We start from the raw sequence: 19,855 nt of genomic DNA, 5'->3' as shown, positions 1-19,855 counted from the left end.
CCTTGCAGGGGAGGAATTGGAGGAATGCCGATCTGAACGGCGACCGGGAGGGAAGGCCTTCGTTAACCATTTTCGGACCATAATCCCGTTCAGCCTGAGCGAAGTCGAAGGCCATGGGAAACCCTGACCCACACGGGACAAAGACCGCATCATGGACGCCCAATATTTCCTGACGCTGGCCAACCAGACCATGTGGGTGCTGGCGCTCGCCGCCGCGCCGATCCTGTTGCCCGTGCTCGTCTCGGGTCTGGTGATCGGCATGATCCAGGCCGCGACCTCGATCAACGAGCAGACGCTGTCCTTCGTCCCCAAGCTGATCGTCGTCGCCGTCTCTATCCTGATCTTCGGCAGCCTGATCGTCGGGCTGCTCAGCGATTTCACCGTCAGCATGTTCGAGCGCATCCCGGATCTTGTAAAGTAACATGCTCGGCTTCGGCCTCTCGATCGAGCCGCAGGCCTGGGCGATCCTGTTCCTGATGATCCGCATCGGGGCCGCGTTCGTCACCGCGCCCGTGTTCGGTGCGGTGTCGATCCCCCTGCCCGTGCGGATCAGCCTGGCCGGGGCCATCGCCTTCCTCGTCAATTCGGTCCATCCGGTGGTGCCGCCGCCGGTCATCTTCTCGGTCCCTACCATCCTGTCGGTCGCGGCCGAGGCGATCGTGGGGCTGGCGCTCGGCCTGATCCTCCAGGTCGCCTTCACCGCGCCGCTGGTCGCCAGCGAGCTGATCGGCGGGTCGATGGGGATCAACTTCGCCGCGACCATCGATCCGCTCAACGGCCGTTCGACCCAGGCGCTGGGCCAGTTCTTCACCGTCATGCTGACCCTGTTGTTCCTGTCGGTCGACGGGCATCTGGTGCTCGTCGAGACGATCGTGAAAAGCTATGAGGCGCTGCCCCCCGGCCAGGCCTGGATGGCCCCGGCGCAGTTCAAGGCGATCGCACTGTTCGGCGGCTATGCGTTCCTCGCCGGGCTGCTGCTGGCGTTGCCGGTCGGGTTCCTGCTGCTCTGCCTGAACCTGGTGGTCGGCATGATGAGCCGCGCCGCGCCCGCGCTCAACCTCTTCTCGGTGGGCCTGCCCGCCGCGCTCGGCGTCGGGGTGATCGCCATCGCCGTCGCCTTCCCCGCCATGGGCGATTACATGCTCGTGATCATCCGCGAGGCGCTGGCCGCCACCGAAACATTGGTGATCGGCTGATGTCGGAGGGCGGCGAGAAAACAGAAGCCCCAACCCAAAAGCGTCGCGACAAAGCGCGCGACGACGGGCAGGTGCTGCGCAGCCGCGATCTGGCGGCGGCGCTGGTGATGATGGCGGGTATCGCCTGGCTGATGTTCGCGGGGCCCACCTTGCTCGGCGCGTGCAAGGCGGTGATGGCGACCAGTTTCCAGTTCACCCATGCCGATGTCGAGGATTTCGAGCCGTTCCGCCCGCTGATGGAGGCGGGATGGAAGCTGCTGCCCTCGCTCGCCTCGCTGTTCGCGGTGACCATCGTCGCGACCATCGCGTCGCAGGCGGGGCTGGGCTCGCTCCACTTCAACGCCAAGGCGCTGGCGCCCAAGCCGTCCAAGCTCAACCCCGCCTCGGGGCTGAAGCGCATCTTCGGGATGCAGGGCTGGACCGAACTGGGCAAGTCGCTGCTCAAGGTCGTGCTGCTCGGCGCGATCGGCGGCGTCCTGTTGTGGCGCTCGTCGCGCACCACCATGGGGCTGGCCCAGTCCGACCTGAACAGCGCGATCGGGTCGCTGGGCGGCACCTTCACCTCCATCCTGCTGGTGATGGGCATGGGGCTGGTCCTGATCGCTGGCTTCGACGTGCCGATCCAAATCTTCCAGCTGATGTCCAAGCTGAAAATGACCAAGCAGGAGGTCAAGGACGAGCATAAGGAAAGCGAAGGCAACCCCGAGGCCAAGGCGCATATCCGCGGCAAGCAGCGCGAGATGTCGCGCCGGGCGGTGCGCGCGGCGGTGCAGGAGGCGCATGTCATCCTGACCAACCCGACCCATTTCGCGGTCGCGCTGCGCTACGAACGGGGCCAAGACGAGGTGCCGGTCGTCGTCGCCAAGGGGCGCGGCGCCACCGCGCTGGCGATCCGCGAGCTTGCCGCCGAACTCGACACGCCGGTGCTGGAATATCCGCAGCTCGCCCGCGCGGTCTATTATACCAGCCGCGAGGGGCAGGAGGTGCGCGCCGACCTGTATCAGGCGATCGCGGTCGTCCTGGCCTTCGTCTTCGGGCTCAATGCGGGCGCGGGCGGTACCGCCCAGCCGCCGGTCGAAGTGCCGGAGGGCGCCCGCTTCGACGAAAACGGCGTGGCCCAGCCATGAGGGGCAAGGCCGTGATCGCCGCGCTCCATTCGCCGCATCCGCCTAAAGTTCGGACGCAGGCGGTCGTTAAGGATGTCGGGCGCGTGCCGAAGGATTGCCGATGACTGATGTTTCCGTGACCGCGTCGTCGACCAGTACGACGACCAGTACGACCGCCAGCACCACCAAGACGGCCGCCCAGGCGCTGTTCAACTCGCTTCAGACGGGATCGGGCATCGACCTGTCGTCGGTCGTCCCCGCGCTGATCGAGGCCCAGTTCGCCGCGAAGACGGCCGCGCTGAAGACCCAGTCGGACACGCTGACCTCGCAGATTTCGGACGTGTCCTCGATCAAGAGCAGCATCACCGATTTCGCCTCCGCCCTCGCCTCGCTGGCGAAGGGGGGGACGCTCGCGACGCAGGCGGTCAGTTCGGACCCCAACAGCCTGTCCGTCACCACCTCGGCGGGCGCCAAGCTGGCGGGCATGTCCAAGTCGATCACCATCAACGCGCTCGCGACCGCGCAGGTCTCCTCGACCAAATCCTCCTATTCCTCGACCGCCTCGCTGGGCACGGGGAGCCTGTCGATCAAGGTCGGGTCGAAGGATGCAATTTCGGTCACCATCGACAGCGCCGATTCGACCCCGGCGGCGCTCGCGGCCAAGGTCAACGCCGCCAATACCGGCGTCAAGGCCGCGGTCATCACCGATTCGTCGGGCAACGCCTATCTGTCCTTCTCGAGCGCGACCGGCAAGGACAACAGCTTCACCATCACCGCGAGCGAAGGCGACACGGCCGGCCTGTCGCGGCTGAACGTGGGCAACAATGCGAGCGGCACCTCCACCTCGTCGACCGCGGCCAATGCCAGCATCACGATGGACGGCGTCACCGTGGAGCGCTCTTCGAATACCGTCAGCGATCTGGTCCAGGGCGTGACCATGACCCTGTCGGCGGTGACCAGCAAGGCGGTGTCGCTGACCGGTTCGTCGCCGACCGCCGCGCTCAGCAATGTCGTGTCCAACTTCGTGTCGACCTTCAACGACAATATGAAGGCGATCACCAAGGCGACCGATCCGATCACCGGCTCGCTACGCGCCGACCCCGCCGCGCGTTCGCTGGCCCAGACGCTGCGGACCATCACCACGACGAAGCTGGTGCCGGGCGATTCGGCGGCGGGCGCCCCGCTGACCCTGGCCGATCTGGGCGTGAAGACCGAGAAGGACGGCACGCTGACCGTCGACCAGACCCGCCTGTCGCAGGCGCTCAGCAAATATCCCGACGTGGTCGAGAAGATGTTCCGGGCCAGCGACGACAATGTCATCGGCCTGTCGGCCCAGATGAACACGATCCAGATGTCGTCGACCAGCAGCATCTATGGCCTGACCGCCTCCTATAACAATCTGACCCAGCAGAAATCGGATACGGCCCTGGCGCAGACCAAGCTGGCGGACTCCCGCCAGACGGCCAGCGACGCGCTGACCGCGCGCTTCGCGCAGATGAACAGCCGGGTCACCGCCTATAAATCGGTGCAGAGTTTCATGGACCAGCAGGTGAAGATGTGGACGAAGGGCAATTGAGATGACGTACGCCTCCGCCCTTCTGACCGATCCTGCCGCCGTCTATCGCCAGATCGACGTGGTCGGCCGCACCGCCATGGCCGATGGCCCCGCGCTGGTCACGCTTCTCTACGAGGAACTGGTCGCCGCGCTCCGCTCCGCCGCCTGGGCGACCGAGCATGGCCAGCTGGCCCGCAAGAGCGAGCGGGTGACGCGCGCCACCGCGATCCTGTTCGCGCTGGAGGCGGGACTCGATTTCGAGAATGGCGGCGAGATGTCGATCACCTTCGCCAAGCTCTATGGCGGCGCGCGCAAACAGATCGTCGACGCCTCTTTGGGCCAGAACGCGCAGGTGTTCCGCAACGTCGCGGCCAGCATCGCCGACATTGCCGAGGCGTGGGAGACGGTGCGCAAGATGAACAACCCCAAGAAGGACAGCTGAGGCCCTTTCCCCCGCTTCTCCCCAGATCCCTTCCCTCCGTTCAGCCTGAGCGACGTCGAAGGCCACGGGATGACAGGGGGTCCTTGGCAAAACGCGTAACATGCGCTTCGACTTCGCACAGCGTGAACGGCCGTTGGGGCCGTAAATCGGTATGACCTAAGGCCGATCGACATTCAGCGACGCCTTTCCGTCCCTCGCCCCTCGTAGAGGGGAGAGGGTTGCGCAGACTTGGTCTTTGCTAAAGCAAAGGCCTAGTCGGAGCTGGGTGAGGGGTGAGCGCTCGCGAAGCGAGCGCGCGAGCCTTTGGGCTCGCTGTACCCCTCACCCAAGCTGCGCTAGCCAGCAGGCTGGCAAGCTTCGCTAACCCTCTCCCCTGTCCAGGGGAGAGGGGAAGAAGAAGCCATCCCGAATGCCGATCCGCCCTAACGCCGGAACCAGTGCTTCTGCACGAAGTAGATCACGATCCCCGCCGAGATCAGCGCGCAGGCGCCCAGGATCGCGTCGAACGCCCAGGGCTCCTCGGCATAGGGCAGGTTCTTGACGTTCATCCCGTACAGCCCGGTGATGAAGGTCAGCGGCAGGAACACCATCGCCACGATCGAGATGACCAGCGCGCGATTGTCGATCTGTTCGGCGCGCAGGTCGGTCAGCGTCTCGTGGATCAGCGCCGAGCGTTCGCGGATCGACTCGAGCTCCTCGGCCATGCGCGCCGCGCGGTCGGCGGCGGCGGACAGGTGCAGCCGGTCGTCATCGGCCAGCCAGTCGCCGGGCAGCGCCGCCAGCTTCTCCAGCGCCGCGCGCTGCGGGTTGAGGAAGCGGCGATAGCCGATCGCGGCGACCCGCACCCGGCTGACCGTGCGGCGAAGCTGGAAGACGCGGCGTTCGTCCAACTGCTCCTCGCAATCGTCCAGATCGTCGCCCAGGCCCGCGACATCGGGGTCGAGATCGTTGGTGATCGCGGTGGCGAAGGCGGTGATCAGGTCGCCGGGATCGTCGATCGCGCCCTTCTCGACCTCCTGCCGCACCAGATCGACCGCCAGCAGCGGACGGCGCGTCACCGAATAGACCCGGCCCTTCACCGCCCAGATCCGCACCGAGGCGAGCATGTCGGATCCGTCGAGCGGTTCGCTGCTCCGCCCGCGAAGATTGACGAACGCCCCCTCGCCCACCGCCTCGCACCGGGGGCGCGCGTCTCGGTCGCGGTCAGCGCGTCGACGACATAATCGCCGACATGCGCCGAATCGCTCAGCCAGCGCTGCGCGACCGCGTCGTTGGTCTCCAGATGCACCCAGACCAGCCGGGCCTGAGTCGCGATCGCCTCGCGGATCGGGATCGTCGTCGCCTGGCCCTGATCGACGCGATAGGCAAAGCCGGTCATGCCGGGATCGCCATCGCCAGATCGACCACCTGCCCCTCGCCCGGATCGGCGGGTGCGGTGTCGCTGGCGATCCGCACCGCATCGGCACGCGCACGGTCGAGGATCGCGCCCGGCACATCCGCGCGGTGATAGACCCGGTCGGCTGCGGCCAGCGCGCGCGCCTGGCGCAGCGTCAGGTCGTCGGGATCGGTCGAGGTCAGCACGAACGCCTCGAACCGCGCCGCAGGCCGGTCGGCCCCCGCCAGCCAGGCGGCGACATCGCCCTCCGCCTTGAGCGGGTCGAGCGGCCCGCCCGGCGACAGCGCCGCCCCGATCGCCCGCCGCCGCTCCGCCCCGTCGGGAAAGCGCGCCCGCAAACCCGCCCGCGCGGCATAGAGTCCCTCGGCCAGCCCCCCCAGCCCGGCGGGCAGCAACGCCTCCAGCCGCTGGCGCAGCGCCGCCGCCAGTCCGGCCGACACGCCGCCGGTTCCGACGGCGACGATGACCGGCCCCCGCTCGACGATGGCGGGCAGGGTGAAGTCGCACGCCGCCGGACGGTCCACCGCGTTGACCAGCACGCCGCGCGCCTTCAGCCGGGCGATCGCGTCTTGCGCTTCGTCCTCATCCTCGATCGCGACGATGGCGAGCGCGGCCTGCGCCTCTTCACCGACGACCAGCGCGCCCGCCCGGTCGAGCAGGCGGCGCTTGGCCTCGGCGGGCTCGCCCTCGCCTAGCAGGATCACCGGACGCCCGCCCAGCCGGACGAACAGCGGCAGGCTGGCGAGGCTCACGTCACCCTTCCTCCCCTGTAAGGGGAGGGGGTGTGCGAGCTTTGGCTTGCCCCCGGCAAGTCAAGATTGTGCCGGGGGCACAATCTCGCTCGCACACGAAGCTGGTGGAGGGGTGTCCCGCTATCGAGAGGGGTGACACCCCTCCGTCAGGCCTGACGGCCTGCCACCTCCCCTTCCAGGGGAGGAAGGCGGCAGGTCGCGACGTCACTTCTTCAGCCACTCCGGCACGCGCTCGGCGGCGATGATCGTCTCGGCGGCGATGCGGTCGGCGACGACGGCGAAGCGGTCGCCTTCGACCATCACCTCGGGGACGAGCGGGCGGCTGTTATAGGTCGACGCCATGGTCGCGCCATAAGCGCCCGCGGTGCGGAACACGGCGAGGTCGCCCGACTTCACCACATCGATCTCGCGGTTCATCGCGAAGGTGTCGCCCGTCTCGCAGACCGGCCCCGCGATATTCGCCATCATCGTCTCGCCAGTCGGCTTGACCGCGATGAAATCATGCCAGGCATCATAAAGCGCCGGGCGCGCCAGGTCGTTCATCGCTGCATCGACGATGACATAAGGGTTGGCGACGCCGGGCTTCACCCAGACGACCTCGGTCGCCAGCACGCCCGCATTGCCCGCGATCACCCGGCCGGGTTCGAACATCAGCTCGACATCCCAGTCCTTGGTCACGCGCGCCACCATTTCGCCATAAGCGGCCGGCGCAGGCATGACGTCGCCCGGCTTGTACGGCACGCCCAAGCCACCGCCCAGGTCGACGCGGCTGATGCGATGCCCCGCCCCGCGCAGCTCGGCGACCAGCTCGCCGACGCGCTTGTACGCGGCCTCCAGCGGCGCGAGATCACCCAGCTGGCTGCCGATGTGGCAGGCGACGCCCTTCAGGTCGATGCCGGGCAGCCCCGCCAGACGGTCGAACATGCCCAGCGCCTGGTCGATCGGCACGCCGAACTTGTTCTCCTTGCGCCCGGTCGAGATCTTCGCGTGCGTGCCAGCATCCACGTCCGGGTTCACGCGCAGCGTGGCGGGGGCGACCAGCCCGCGCTCATGCGCCAGCTCGGCCAGGACCGCGCCTTCTTCCTCCAGCTCCAGGTTGAACTGGCCGATCCCCGCCTCGAGCGCGGCGACCAGCTCTCGCTTCGTCTTGCCGACGCCGGAAAAGACGATGTCCTCCGCCTTCATCCCCGCCGCCAGCGCGCGGCGCATCTCGCCGACCGAGACGACGTCGGCGCCATAGCCTTCATCGGCCAGCACGCGCAGCACGGCGAGATTGGGGTTCGCCTTGATCGCATAGGCCAGGTGGACGCGCGGCAGGCCCTTGAGCCCCTCGCGGAACACCTGTGCATGCCGCCGGAAGGTCGAGGCGGAATAGATATAGACCGGCGTGCCGACTTCGGCGGCGATCCGGGACACGGCCACGTCCTCCACATGGAGTTCGCCGTCTTGGAAATGAAAATGGTCCATCAGCGGGGGGGCAAATCAAATTCGTCCGAACGCCGTTCCTGCGACTGGGTCATCAGTTCGTCGGAGCGTTGCGGGCGTTGTTGGGGGGTCGGCGTCAGCAATTGCTGCGCCGTGGGGCGGACGGTGGCGCCGCGCGGCGCGACGGGCAGTTGCTCGCCCTTGGGCGGTTGCAGCCGGTTGGCCGCGCCGCAAGCACTCAGGCCCAGCGCGACCAGCAGGACGAGCGCCCGCCTCATGCGGGAAGGCCCCGCGCGGTCGCGATGGCGGCGCGGACATTGGCGGGCGCGGTGCCGCCGAAGCTGACCCGGCTGGCGACCGAGGCATCGACCGACAACACGTCATAGATGCGCTCATCGATCCGCGCGTCGATGCCGGTCAGCTCGTCGATCGACAACTGGTGCAGCATCACGCCCTTCTCCTCGGCCAGCTTCACCGCGCGGCCGGTGATGTGATGCGCCTCGCGGAAGGGGATGCCGCCGACGCGCACCAGCCAGTCGGCTAGGTCGGTCGCGGTCGAGAAGCCCGCCTCCGCGACGCCGCGCATCCGTTCCGTGCGGAAGGTCGCGCTCTGGATCATGCCGGTCATCGCCGCGATCGACAGCGCCAGCAGGTCGTGCGCCTCGAACACCGGCGGCTTGTCGTCCTGCATGTCCTTGGAATAGGCGAGCGGCAGGCCCTTCATCGTGACCATCAGGCTGGTCATGCAGCCCATGATCCGCCCGGCATGGCCGCGCACCAGCTCGGCCGCGTCGGGGTTGCGCTTCTGCGGCATGATCGAGCTGCCGGTCGACCACTGGTCGGACAGCGCGACGAAGCCGAAGGGCTGCGACGCCCAGAGCACGAATTCTTCCGCAAGACGCGACAGGTGCAGCGAGCAGTTGGTCGCCGCCTGGAGATAGTCGATCGCGAAGTCGCGGTCGCTGACCGCATCGAGCGAGTTGCGCGTCGGCGAGTCAAAGCCCAGCGCCGCCGCCGTCATGTGCCGGTCGACCGGAAAGCCCGTCCCCGCCAGCGCCGCCGAGCCCAGCGGGCACTGGTTCATCCGCACACGCGCATCGGCGAAGCGGCTGGCGTCGCGCACGATCATCTCGTGATAGGCCATCAGGTGATGGCCCAAGGTCACCGGCTGCGCGGATTGCAGATGGGTGAAGCCGGGCATCACGCTGTCGGCATGCTCTTCCGCGCGGGTCAGCAACGCCTCGCGCAGCGCGCCCAGCGCCGCCAGCGTCTCGTCGATCGCGTCGCGCACCCACAGGCGGAAGTCGGTCGCCACCTGGTCGTTGCGCGACCGCGCGGTGTGCAGCCGCCCCGCGACCGGGCCGATCAACGCGGCCAGCTTCGCCTCGGTCTGCATATGGATATCTTCGAGGGTCAGGTCCTCGGCCACGCCGTTCGCGGCATAATCCTCGGCGACCCGGTCCAGCCCGGCGGAAATCGTCGCGGCGTCCTCGGCCGACACGATGCCCTGTTTGCCCAGCATGGCGACATGTGCTTTCGACCCGGCGATGTCCTGTTTCCACAGTCGCTTGTCGAAGGGGATGGACGCGTTTATCTCGCGCATCACCGCGGCGGGACCTTCTGCGAAGCGCCCGCCCCACATTGCGTTGGAGCCGCCCATGTCGTCGCGTACCGTGATCGCCTGTCTCCTGGGGCTGATGGTCGCCGGGTGCGATAAGCAAAGCCCCGCGCCGGAGCAAGCCGCCAACACCGCCACGGGCGAAGTTTCGAGCGGGGAAGTGACCGGCGGGGAAGTGACCGGCGGGGAAGTCGCCTCGACGCCCGACGCGCCCAAGCCTGCCGGAGCCGTGAACCGCAGCCACAAGGGCGAGGCCGCCCCGACGCTGGGCTTCACCACGCTCGACGGCAAGCCGACGACGCTGGCCGATTTCCGGGGCAAGCCGGTGCTGGTCAATCTCTGGGCGACCTGGTGCGGGCCGTGCGTCGCCGAGATGCCGACGCTGGCCGCCACGGCCGAGCGGCTGAAGGGCAAGGTTGCGGTAATCGCGGTCGCGCAGGACGAGGCGGCCAAGGTGAAGCCGTTCCTGGCGGGCCGGAAGCTCGACGCGCTGCCCGTCTATCTCGACCCCAAGCTGGGGCTAAGCGTCCATTACCAGGCCAATCTGCCGACCACGATCCTCTATGGCGCGGACGGCAAGGAGATCTGGCGGGTGACGGGTGGATTCGACTGGGCCGGGGCCGAGGCCCAAAAACTGCTGTCCGAGGCGAAATAACCGTCACAGCGGCGGGAATTTTCGATACACGGCGGGGGAGCGCCGTTCGCGATACGCGAAAAAAGCCCCGCCCGGCACGAACCGGGCGGGACAGGCTGGGGTAAACGGTCGATGAAGCGGATCGCAAACGGCGCTCGCCCGCTTTCGTCCTGACAAGACAAACAGATGCCGCGCCAGCCATCGGCCGCCGAACAACATCGTCGGCGCATCGCAAGGACGCGCGACTTCATCATTGTCTGTTATGCAAGGGAACGCGACGGACGGATCGAACACAGGATCCGCCTGAACTTTTCGGTCATTCAAGAGCCCCCCTCTTGATTTGTACTGGTCATAATAGATCCCGCCAGCCCGGTCAAATATATTATACTTTCCTTTGCTGCTGTCGCTTCGACAGTAACAGAGCAACCGATCATCGCATGCTGCGTTGCACCACGAGCCATGTCCCGCCAGCGAGGGACGGATGGATTCACCGATGGAGACGCCGAGCCGATGATGCAGGCCAATCGCCGTGAACTGGTCGCGGCCCTCGCCATTCTGGGCGTATCGCCACGCCTCGCCGCCCAGGCGCTTGCCCCCGGTGGCGCGACCGGCGCCCCCCAGCCCTTTTCCTGGGCCGCGCTGCAACGGCGGGCGGAAGAACTGGCCCGTCAGCCCTATCGCCCCCAGGCCAAGGTCGAGGCGGCGGCGGCGATCGACTATGACGCGGTGGGCACGATCCGGTATCGCGACGACCGCACGCTGGCGGGCGGCATCCGCCTGTTCCCGCTGGGCCGCTATGCGCCCAATCCGGTCGGCATCAACATCGTCGCGAACGGCCAGGCGCGCGCCGTGCCCTTCTCGCCCGCGCTGTTCACCGCCGAGGCGGGCCATACGCCGCCGCTGGGCATCGCCGGGTTCCGCGCGATGACGGCCGACGGCAAGAGCGACTGGCTGGCCTTTCAGGGTGCCTCCTATTTCCGCACGGCGGGTGCGCAGGACCAATATGGCCTGTCGGCGCGGGGTATCGCGATCGATACCGGCATCGACGGGCGCGAGGAATTTCCCGCCTTTACCGACTTCTGGATCGAGCGGACCGGCGCGCAAGGCTATACCGTCCATGCACTGCTCGACGGGCCCAGCGTCACAGGGGCCTACCGGATCGAGTCGCAAAAGGGCGCGGCGGGCGTCGAACAGCGTGTGTCGGCGGTGCTGTTCTTCCGCCGCGATGTCGAGCGGCTGGGCATCGCGCCCGCGACCAGCATGTTCTGGTATGGCGAGGGCAACCGGGCAGCGGGCAGCGACTGGCGGCCCGAGATTCATGATTCGGACGGCCTCGCGCTGCTGACCGGCGCGGGTGAGCGGCTGTGGCGGCCTTTGGTCAATCCGCCGCGCCCGACGCTCGACAGCTTCGCCGACACCGATCCGCGCGGCTTCGGCCTGCTCCAGCGCGACCGGGACTTCGATCATTACCAGGACGACGGGGCCTTTTATGACCGCCGCGCGAACCTGTGGGTCCAGCCGCAAGGGAATTGGGGCCGGGGCCAGGTGATGCTCTATGCCTTTCCCACCGCGTCGGAGACGGTCGACAATATCGTCGCCTTCTGGAACCCCGCCGATGCACCCAAGGCGGGGCAGAAGCGGCAGTTCGACTATCGCCTGAGCTGGGGATCGACCGATCCCACCATCGTCCCGGCCGTCGCCCATGCGGTCGACCTGTGGACCGGCGCGGCGGGACGGCCCGGTGCGGAGCCGACGCCGGGCGCGCGCAAGCTGGTGGTCGACTTCACCGGCCCCGTGCTGGCCGGGCTCGACCGGCAGAGCGGCGTGACGGCCGATATCTCGGTCACGCGCGGCAAGCTGCTGACCCAGGCCGCCTATCCGGTGGTGGGACAGCCCAATCGCTGGCGCGTCACCGCCGACATCGCACCCGAAGGTCAGGGGCCCGCCGATGTCCGCCTGTTCCTGAAGCGCGGAACCAGGGCGCTGACCGAGACGGTGCTTGCCCCGGTCTTCCTGCCGTGACCCATCCGCGCGCCATCATGCCGCCACCCGCACCGCTGACCATGGCGGTGCAGCGTTTCGATGGCCCGCCGCCGCCGCACTCCGCGCCCGAGCCGCGCGCCGGGGTCAATCTGGCGCCCGACGACATCCTGACCCGCCGATTGCTGCTGGTGCTGCTGACCGGGTTGCTGGCGACCGCCGCCTCGGCCTCGGTGAAGGAGGCGCTGCTCAGCGACGGGCTGAACCTGCTCGACGGGCTGTTGCTGCTGCTGTTCTTTCCGCTGTTCGCCTGGATCTCGTTCGGCTTCGTGACGGCGGCGATCGGCTTCGTCCTGCTGATCTCGCGCGCGCATCCGGGCATCACCCCCGCGCCCAAGGGGGCCGCGCCGCCGACCGCGCGGACGGCGGTGCTGGTGCCGGTGCATAACGAGGATGTCGATGCGGTGTTCGACCGGATCGCACGCATGGCCGTCATGATCGACCGGGCGGGGGCGGCCGACCGTTTCGCCTTCTTCGTCCTGTCCGATTCGGGCGAAGCCGCCGAGGCCGAGGAGCGTGCCGCCTGGGAAAAGCTCGCCCCCTGGCTGGCGGTGCCGCTCTATTATCGCCGCCGGACCGAGAATGTCGGACGCAAACCCGGCAACGTCGCCGACTGGATCCGCAACCAGGGTGCGGCCTACGACTTCATGCTGATGCTCGATGCCGACAGCCTGATGGGCGGCGACACCATCGTCGGCATGGCGCAGATCATGGAGCAGCGCCCCTCGATCGCGCTTCTCCAGACCGTGCCGATGATCATCGGCGCGACGACCTTCTTCCAGCGCTGGATGCAGTTCGCCAGCCGATTCTACGGCCCGATCTCGACCGCCGGGCTGGTCTGGTGGTCGGGGTCCGAATCGACCTTCTGGGGGCATAACGCGCTGATCCGCATCCGCGCCTTCGCCGAGAGTTGCGGCCTGCCCGACCTGCCCGGACGCCCGCCCTTCGGCGGCACGATCATGAGCCATGACATGGTCGAGGCCGCGCTGCTGCGGCGGCGCGGCTGGCGGCTGCACATGCTGATGGTCGAGGACAGTTTCGAGGAATATCCCCCCACGCTGATCGACCAGGCGGTGCGCGACCGGCGCTGGGCGCAGGGCAATACCCAGCATCTGAAGCTGCTGGGCGCGAGCGGTTTCCACTGGATCAGCCGGTTGCAGCTGCTGATCGGCGCCTCGGCCTATCTGACCTCGCCCGCCTGGCTGATCCTGATCGCCACCTCGATCGCGCAGAGCCTGTCCGACGATGCCGCGACGGTGCGCGCGGTGACGTCGGCGCGGGTGCTGGTCGTGACGCTGATCCTGCTGTTCGGGCCGAAGCTGCTGAGCATCGTCTGGGCGATGGCCGACCGCGAACGCCGGGCCAGCTATGGCGGCGCGCGCGCGATCCTGGCGTCGGTGGCGCTCGACGTGCCGCTGTCGATCCTGACCGCGCCGGGCATCGCGCTGACCCAGACGATCGACCTCGTCAACATCATGCGCGGCAAGCCATCGGGCTGGAACCCGCAGAGCCGGGTGCGCGACGGGCTGGCGGCGGCGGATGCGATGCCGCGCTATCGCTGGCATCTGGCGCTGGGCGTGGTGTTCCTGGGGGTGTCGTTCCTGAACCCGGTGCTGGGGGCGTGGCTGTCGCCGGTGACGCTGGGGCTGCTGCTGGCGCCGTGGCTGGCGATGGAGACAGCCAAGGTCCGGCCCGGCGAGCGGTTGGCGAAGAAGGGCGTCTTCGCGGTGCCGGGGTCGGTGGTGGCGGACCCTGCCCGGCCCTTGGCCTTGGTGTGAGGGTGGGGCATGGGCTTCGACTTCGCTCAGCCTGAACGGCGTTAAGGCACAAATCTCCGTTCAGCCTGAGCGAAGTCGAAGGCCACGCCGCCCCCTCAATCATCCTCATCCTCGAACCCCACCAGCGCCAGGTCCCGCGCCTTCATCTGTCGCGTCTCGCACCAGTGGACCAGAGCCTCCTCGCGGCCGTGCGTCACCCACACCTCGCGCGGGGCGATTTCGGTCAGCGTCCGGGTCAGTTCGTCCCAATCGGCATGGTCGGACAGGATCAGCGGCAGCTCGACATTCTTCTGCCGCGCGCGCTGGCGCACCCGCATCCAGCCGCTGGCCATGGCGGTGATGGGCTCTGGCAGCCGCCGCGACCAGCGATCGTTAAGCGCGCCGGGCGGGCACATCACGACATGCCCCGCCATCTCCGCCTTGGGCGTGTCGGCCACCATGCGCAGCTCGCCCAGATCGACGCCAAGCTCCTGATAGAGCGCACATAGCCGCGCCAGCGCGCCGTGGAGGTAGATGGGCGCCTCATGCCCCCGCACGCGGAGTTCGGCGATCACCCGCTGCGCCTTGCCCAGCGCATAGGCGCCGACCAGCACGCAGCGCGTCGGATTGGCATGGAGCCGCGCGATCAGCTTGTCGATCTCGTCCCCGGTTTCGGGATGGCGAAAGACGGGTAGTGCGAAGGTCGCTTCGGTGACGAAGACGTCACATTTCACCGGCTCGAAGGCCGCACAGGTCGGATCGGCGCGGCGCTTGTAATCGCCCGACACCACCACCCGCTCGCCGCGATAGTCGAGCACGATCTGCGCCGATCCCAGCACATGCCCGGCGGGCACGAAGCCGACCTCCACCTCGCCCAGCCGGATCGTCTCGCCATACGCCACCTCGACGCCGTTCTGCGGGCCATAGCGCGCCGCCATGATCGCCAGCGTCTCGGGCGTCGCCCAGACGGTGCCATGCCCGCCACGCGCATGGTCGGCATGGCCGTGAGTCACCAGCGCCTTGGCCTCCGGTTCGGACGGGTCCACCCACACATCGGCAGGGGCCACGTAAATCCCGTGTTTATGGGGCTGTATCCAGTCGCCGAGCTTGGCCATGCTACCTATATCCTTGGATATGCCTCCCGGTTCCCTTCCGCCCGCCCTGACCGACTGGTTCGCCGCCAAGGGCTGGCACCCGCGCACCCATCAGCTGGCGATGCTGGAGGAAGCGCGCGCAGGCCGCCACGCGCTGCTGGTCGCCACCACGGGCGCGGGCAAGACGCTGGCGGGGTTCCTGCCGACGCTGACCGAGTTGATCGAGCAACCGAGCGAGGGGCTGCACACCCTCTACGTCTCGCCCCTGAAGGCGCTGGCGGTCGATATCCGCCGCAACCTCGTGACGCCGATCGAGGAGATGGGCCTCGACATAAGGGTCGAGACGCGGACCGGCGACACCTCGTCGGACAAGAAGGCGCGGCAACGGGTGAAGCCGCCGCACATCCTGCTGACCACGCCCGAATCGCTATCGCTGCTGCTCAGCTATCCCGATGCCGCGACCATGTTCGCGGGCCTCAAGACCATCGTGGTGGACGAGGTTCACGCCTTTGCCACCGGGAAGCGCGGCGACCTGCTGTCCCTGTGCATGGCGCGGTTGCAGCGGCTGTCGCCCGGTCTGCGACGGGTCGCGCTGTCGGCGACGGTGGCGGACCCGGACGGCTATCGCGCCTGGCTCGCGCCCGATGGCGATATCGACGCGGTCGGCCTGGTCACGGGGGAACCCGGCGCGCCGCCGGACATAGCGATCCTGCTGCCCGAGGACCGCATTCCCTGGGCGGGCCATTCGGGCCGCTATGCCGCCGCGCAGGTCATGCGCGTCATCGAGGCGAACCGGACCACCATCGTCTTCTGCAACACGCGTAGCCTGGCCGAGCTGATCTTCCAGGATTTGTGGAAGGCGAACGACAAGAGCCTGCCGATCGGCGTCCATCACGGCTCGCTCTCGCTGGAAGCCCGCCAGAAAGTCGAGGCGGCGATGGCCGACGGGCAACTCCGCGCGCTGGTCGCGACCGCCAGCCTCGACCTGGGTGTCGACTGGGGCGATGTTGACTGCGTGATCCAGATGGGCGCGCCCAAGGGCTCGTCGCGCCTGCTCCAGCGGATCGGTCGCGCCAATCACCGGCTGGACGAATCGAGCCGCGCGATCCTGGTCCCCGGCAACCGCTTCGAATATCTGGAGGCGCGCGCCGCGCTCGACGCGGTGGAGGCGGGCGAGCTGGACCCCGACCTGTTCCGCCCCGGCGCGCTCGACGTGCTGGCACAGCATGTCATGGCCTGCGCCTGTGCCGCGCCGTTCGAGCAGGCCGCGCTGCTGGACGAAATTCGCTCGGCCATGCCCTATTCGGCGCTGGACGATGCGACCTTCGACCGGGTGCTGCGGTTCATTGCCGACGGCGGCTATGCCCTGCGCGCCTATGACCGGTTCAAGCGGCTGGTGCAGCAGCCGGACGGGACGTGGCGCGTTACCCATCCACAATTCGTCGCCCAGCACCGCCTGAACGCCGGGATCATCGTGGAAGCGACGATGCTGAAGGTCCGCTTCCGCAACGGCCGCCAGCTCGGCCGGGTGGAGGAAGGCTTCGCCGCGACCCTGGCGCCGGGCGACACCTTCTTCTTCGCCGGATTGAGCCTGGAGGTGGAATCGATCGATGGCGAGGACCTGATCGTCCGCGCCACCTCCCGCCCTGCGCGCATCCCGACCTATGGCGGCAGCCGGATGCCGCTGTCGACCAGCCTGGCCGACCGGGTACGCGAATTCCTGGCCGACCGGGGCGAGTGGGATCGCTTCCCGGCGGACGTGCATGCCTGGCTGGAGATGCAGGATCGCCGCTCGGTCCTGCCCCGCCCCGGCCAGTTGCTGGTCGAGACCTTCCCGCGCGAGGGGCGGCATTACATGGTCGCCTATAGCTTCGAGGGGTGGAATGCGCACCAGTCGCTGGGGATGCTGATCACAAGGCGGATGGAGGCGCAGGGGCTGAAACCGCTGGGCTTCGTCGCCAGCGACTATGCGCTGGCATGCTATGGGCTGGAAAAGGTGACGGACCCCGCCAGCCTGTTCTCGCCCGACATTCTCGAGAACGAGTTCGCCGACTGGGTCCAGCAATCGCACCTCCTCAAGCGCGCCTTTCGCGAGGTGGCGGTGATCGGCGGGCTGGTCGACCGCCAGCATCCCGGCAAGCGCAAGACCGGGCGGCAGGTGACCTTTTCGACCGACCTGATCTACGACGTGCTGCGCAAGTACGAGCCCGGCCATCTGCTGCTCCAGGCGGCGTGGGACGATGCGCGGGCGCGGATGACCGATGTGGGGCGGCTGGCGAATCTGCTCGACCGGGCGGGGGGCACGATGCTGCATGTCGATCTGGAGCGGGTGAGCCCGCTCGCCGTGCCGGTGCTGGTGCTGATCGGGCGCGAGAAGGTGGCGACGGGGACTGCGGACGACGACCTGTTGATCGAGGCGGAGGCTCTGGCGGCGGAGGCGATGGCGGGGTGATTCCCGTGGCCTTCGACTTCGCTCAGGCTGAACGGAGGTTGGTATAGGCCTTCCTCACCTCTGGCCACTCCCCTCCCGCAGGCGGGAGGGGATGGGGGAGGGCACAGGGTCTCACAGAGACCAACGCCCGTGGCTCTTGCCCCTCCCCAACCCCTCCCCCTGCCGGGAGAGGGGCTCGAAGAAGAAAGGGGCTTGAGAAGACCTCGATCACCCTGATCGCATCAAAAATGTTGCAATGGTCATCCCACCCACGCAAATCTGATCTCGTGCTCCGCCAGTATGAACTCGTCGACCGCGTGCTCGACTATGACCCCCAGGCCGATGAGGCGCTGCTGAACCGCGCTTACGTCTTCTCGATGAAGGCGCATGGCAGCCAGAAACGTGCCTCGGGCGATCCCTATTTCAGCCATCCGATCGAGGTGGCCGGCATCCTGACCGACCTGCATCTGGATGACGAGACGATCGCGACCGCCATCCTGCACGACACGATCGAGGACACGGTCGCCACCTATGACGAGATCGAACGGCTGTTCGGTCCCAATGTCGCGCGGCTGGTCGACGGCGTGACCAAGCTGTCCAAGATCGAGGCACAGACCGAGAGCGAGCGCGCCGCCGAGAATCTGCGCAAGTTCCTGCTCGCCATGTCGGACGATATCCGCGTCCTGCTGGTCAAGCTGGCCGATCGCCTCCACAATATGCGCACGCTCCATCACATCGCGAAGCCGGAAAAGCGCCGCCGCATCGCGAAGGAGACGATGGACATCTATGCCCCGCTCGCCGAGCGGATCGGCATGTACGAGTTCATGAAGGAGATGCAGATGCTATCCTTCCAGCAGCTCGAACCCGAGGCGTATGAGTCGATCACGCTTCGCCTGGCGCAAATGAAGGAAGGCGGCGGCGACCGGATCGCCAAGATCGCCTCCGGGCTGAAGCTGCTCATGTCACGCGGCGGGGTGGAGGCCGAGGTGACGGGGCGCGAGAAATCGGCCTTCTCGATCTTCCGCAAGATGAACGAGCGGCACATCAGCTTCGAGCAGTTGTCCGACGTCATGGCGTTCCGCGCGATCGTGCCGACCGAGGAGGATTGCTACCGCGCGCTGGGGCTGATCCATCGTCGCTGGCCGATGGTGCCGGGGCGGTTCAAGGACTATATCTCGACGCCCAAGCGCAACGGATACCGCTCGCTCCATACTAGCGTCATCCACGCCGACAATGCGCGTATCGAGATCCAGATCCGCACCCCCGAAATGCATGCCGAGGCCGATTTCGGCCTGGCGGCGCACTGGACCTACAAACAGGCGACGCGCCATGATGCGCAGGTGAGCTGGATTCGCGACCTGGTCGAAATCCTCGACACTTCGGACAGCCCCGAGGAGCTGATCGAACATACGAAGATGGCGATGTACCAGGATCGCATCTTCGCCTTCACCCCCAAGGGCGAGCTGATCCAGCTGCCCAAGGGCGCGACGCCGATCGACTTCGCCTATGCCGTCCATACCGATCTGGGCGACCAGGCGGTGGGGGCCAAGCTGAACGGGCGGGTGGTGCCGCTGTCGACCGTCATCTCCAATGGCGACCAGGTGCAGATCCTGCGCTCGGCCGGACAGACGCCGCAGGCGAACTGGCTGAACCTGGCGATCACCGGCAAGGCGCTGGCCGCGATCCGCCGCCATCTGCGCCATGCCGAACGCGCCGAGCAGGTGACGCTGGGCACCAAGCTGTACGAGGATATCGTCCGCCGCCTGCCTGCCCAGATCGGCGCGGACGCGCTGACCCATGCGCTGCAACGGCTGAAGATGCCCGACGAGGCGCATCTGATGATCGCGATCGCCAGGCGGACCGTGTCGGATGCCGCGGTGATGGAGGCGCTGATGCCGGGCTCGGCGGGCGCGGACGTCGCCGCGCTGCCGCCGCAATCGAGCGCCATCTCGATCAAGGGGCTGACGCCCGGCGTCGCCTATGACCTGGCGCAATGCTGCCACCCGGTGCCGGGCGACCGCATCGTCGGGTTGCGGCGGCCGGATGCGGGGATCGAGGTGCACGCGATCCAGTGCCCGGTCCTCGCCGAACTGGCCGACCGGACCGACGAGGAAACCGACTGGGTCGACGTCTCCTGGGGCGACGATAGCGAGGGCGCGACCGCGCGAATCTCGGTGATGGTCAAGAACGAACCCGGCGCGCTGGGCATATTGGCGACGATCATCGGCCAGCATAAGGCGAACATCATCAACGTCCGGCTGGATACCCGCGACACGCGCTTCCATACGAACCTGATCGATGTCGAGGTGCACGACCTGCAACACCTGATGCGCCTGATCGCCGCCTTGCGCGCGGCGGATGTGGTGAGTTCGGTGGAGCGGGTTTAGGTTCGCGCAGAGGCGCGGAGAA

15 protein-coding genes and 1 pseudogene are annotated in these 19,855 nt (G+C 67.7%); 10 read left to right on the top strand and 6 right to left on the bottom strand.

The features are described from left to right. Nucleotides 1-151 precede the first annotated feature (151 nt). The 5 genes from fliQ (at nt 152) to QE363_RS02600 (ending at nt 4,299) form a co-directional block, all read left to right on the top strand. Nucleotides 152-421, top strand: coding sequence for a flagellar biosynthesis protein FliQ (gene fliQ, locus QE363_RS02620; RefSeq protein WP_307102089.1), 270 nt, complete (start codon nt 152-154; stop codon nt 419-421). A gap of 1 nt (nt 422) precedes the next feature. Continuing rightward, nucleotides 423-1,196, top strand: coding sequence for a flagellar biosynthetic protein FliR (fliR, locus tag QE363_RS02615; RefSeq protein ID WP_309691538.1), 774 nt, complete (start codon nt 423-425; stop codon nt 1,194-1,196). Continuing rightward, complete coding sequence (flhB, locus tag QE363_RS02610; protein WP_309691536.1) at nt 1,196-2,323, top strand: flagellar biosynthesis protein FlhB; 1,128 nt, start codon at nt 1,196-1,198, stop codon at nt 2,321-2,323. Before fliR ends, flhB begins: the two co-directional genes overlap by 1 nt. Before the next feature lie 100 nt (nt 2,324-2,423). Then, entirely contained in the window at nt 2,424-3,878 is a 1,455-nt protein-coding gene (gene fliD, locus QE363_RS02605) for a flagellar filament capping protein FliD (protein WP_309691534.1), read from the top strand. A gap of 1 nt (nt 3,879) precedes the next feature. Then, entirely contained in the window at nt 3,880-4,299 is a 420-nt protein-coding gene (locus QE363_RS02600; protein ID WP_307102081.1) for a flagellar protein FliS, read from the top strand. Nucleotides 4,300-4,721: 422 nt separating this feature from the next. Here QE363_RS02600 and QE363_RS02595 read toward each other — a convergent pair. The 5 genes and pseudogenes from QE363_RS02595 to argH form a co-directional block, all read right to left on the bottom strand. Then, nucleotides 4,722-5,677: pseudogene (locus QE363_RS02595) on the bottom strand (zinc transporter ZntB). Next, nucleotides 5,674-6,447, bottom strand: coding sequence for a bifunctional precorrin-2 dehydrogenase/sirohydrochlorin ferrochelatase (locus QE363_RS02590; protein WP_309691532.1), 774 nt, complete (start codon nt 6,445-6,447; stop codon nt 5,674-5,676). Before QE363_RS02590 ends, QE363_RS02595 begins: the two are co-directional and overlap by 4 nt. 204 nt (nt 6,448-6,651) lie before the next feature. Continuing rightward, the gene (gene lysA, locus QE363_RS02585) at nt 6,652-7,914 is read right to left on the bottom strand and encodes a diaminopimelate decarboxylase (RefSeq protein WP_309691530.1); all 1,263 of its coding nucleotides are present in this window, start codon (nt 7,912-7,914) and stop codon (nt 6,652-6,654) included. Then, nucleotides 7,914-8,150, bottom strand: a complete 237-nt coding sequence (locus QE363_RS02580; RefSeq protein ID WP_307102074.1) for a hypothetical protein — start codon at nt 8,148-8,150, stop codon at nt 7,914-7,916. The genes lysA and QE363_RS02580 overlap by 1 nt, the downstream gene beginning before the upstream one ends. Next, nucleotides 8,147-9,514 (bottom strand): argininosuccinate lyase, encoded by a 1,368-nt coding sequence (argH, locus tag QE363_RS02575; protein ID WP_309698061.1) that lies wholly within the window; start codon nt 9,512-9,514, stop codon nt 8,147-8,149. The genes QE363_RS02580 and argH overlap by 4 nt, the downstream gene beginning before the upstream one ends. A 16-nt stretch (nt 9,515-9,530) precedes the next feature. On the opposite strand from argH, the gene QE363_RS02570 reads away from it, so the two are divergent. The 3 genes from QE363_RS02570 to mdoH all read left to right on the top strand — a co-directional run bounded on the left by QE363_RS02570 (nt 9,531) and on the right by mdoH (nt 13,942). Beyond that, nucleotides 9,531-10,145 (top strand): TlpA disulfide reductase family protein, encoded by a 615-nt coding sequence (locus QE363_RS02570; RefSeq protein WP_309691528.1) that lies wholly within the window; start codon nt 9,531-9,533, stop codon nt 10,143-10,145. A gap of 489 nt (nt 10,146-10,634) precedes the next feature. Continuing rightward, nucleotides 10,635-12,146 (top strand): glucan biosynthesis protein, encoded by a 1,512-nt coding sequence (locus tag QE363_RS02565; RefSeq protein ID WP_309691527.1) that lies wholly within the window; start codon nt 10,635-10,637, stop codon nt 12,144-12,146. A gap of 17 nt (nt 12,147-12,163) precedes the next feature. Beyond that, nucleotides 12,164-13,942 carry a glucans biosynthesis glucosyltransferase MdoH gene (mdoH, locus tag QE363_RS02560; RefSeq protein ID WP_309691525.1) on the top strand — a complete coding sequence of 593 codons (1,779 nt, stop codon included), beginning with the start codon at nt 12,164-12,166 and terminating at the stop codon, nt 13,940-13,942. A gap of 95 nt (nt 13,943-14,037) precedes the next feature. Here the strand turns inward: mdoH and QE363_RS02555 are convergent, their stop codons facing one another. Then, nucleotides 14,038-15,036, bottom strand: a complete 999-nt coding sequence (locus QE363_RS02555; RefSeq protein ID WP_309691523.1) for a ligase-associated DNA damage response exonuclease — start codon at nt 15,034-15,036, stop codon at nt 14,038-14,040. A 19-nt stretch (nt 15,037-15,055) separates the two neighbouring features. On the opposite strand from QE363_RS02555, the gene QE363_RS02550 reads away from it, so the two are divergent. Further along, nucleotides 15,056-17,467, top strand: coding sequence for a ligase-associated DNA damage response DEXH box helicase (locus QE363_RS02550; RefSeq protein WP_309691521.1), 2,412 nt, complete (start codon nt 15,056-15,058; stop codon nt 17,465-17,467). A 266-nt stretch (nt 17,468-17,733) separates the two neighbouring features. Further along, a complete protein-coding gene (locus QE363_RS02545) occupies nt 17,734-19,833 on the top strand; it encodes a bifunctional (p)ppGpp synthetase/guanosine-3',5'-bis(diphosphate) 3'-pyrophosphohydrolase (RefSeq protein WP_309691518.1) in 2,100 nt (699 codons plus the stop codon). The last annotated feature ends 22 nt before the right edge of the window (nt 19,834-19,855 follow it).

Source organism: Sphingomonas sp. SORGH_AS_0870, from assembly GCF_031453175.1.
GTDB lineage: Bacteria > Pseudomonadota > Alphaproteobacteria > Sphingomonadales > Sphingomonadaceae > Sphingomonas.
This window is presented reverse-complemented; position numbering and strand designations above follow the sequence as displayed.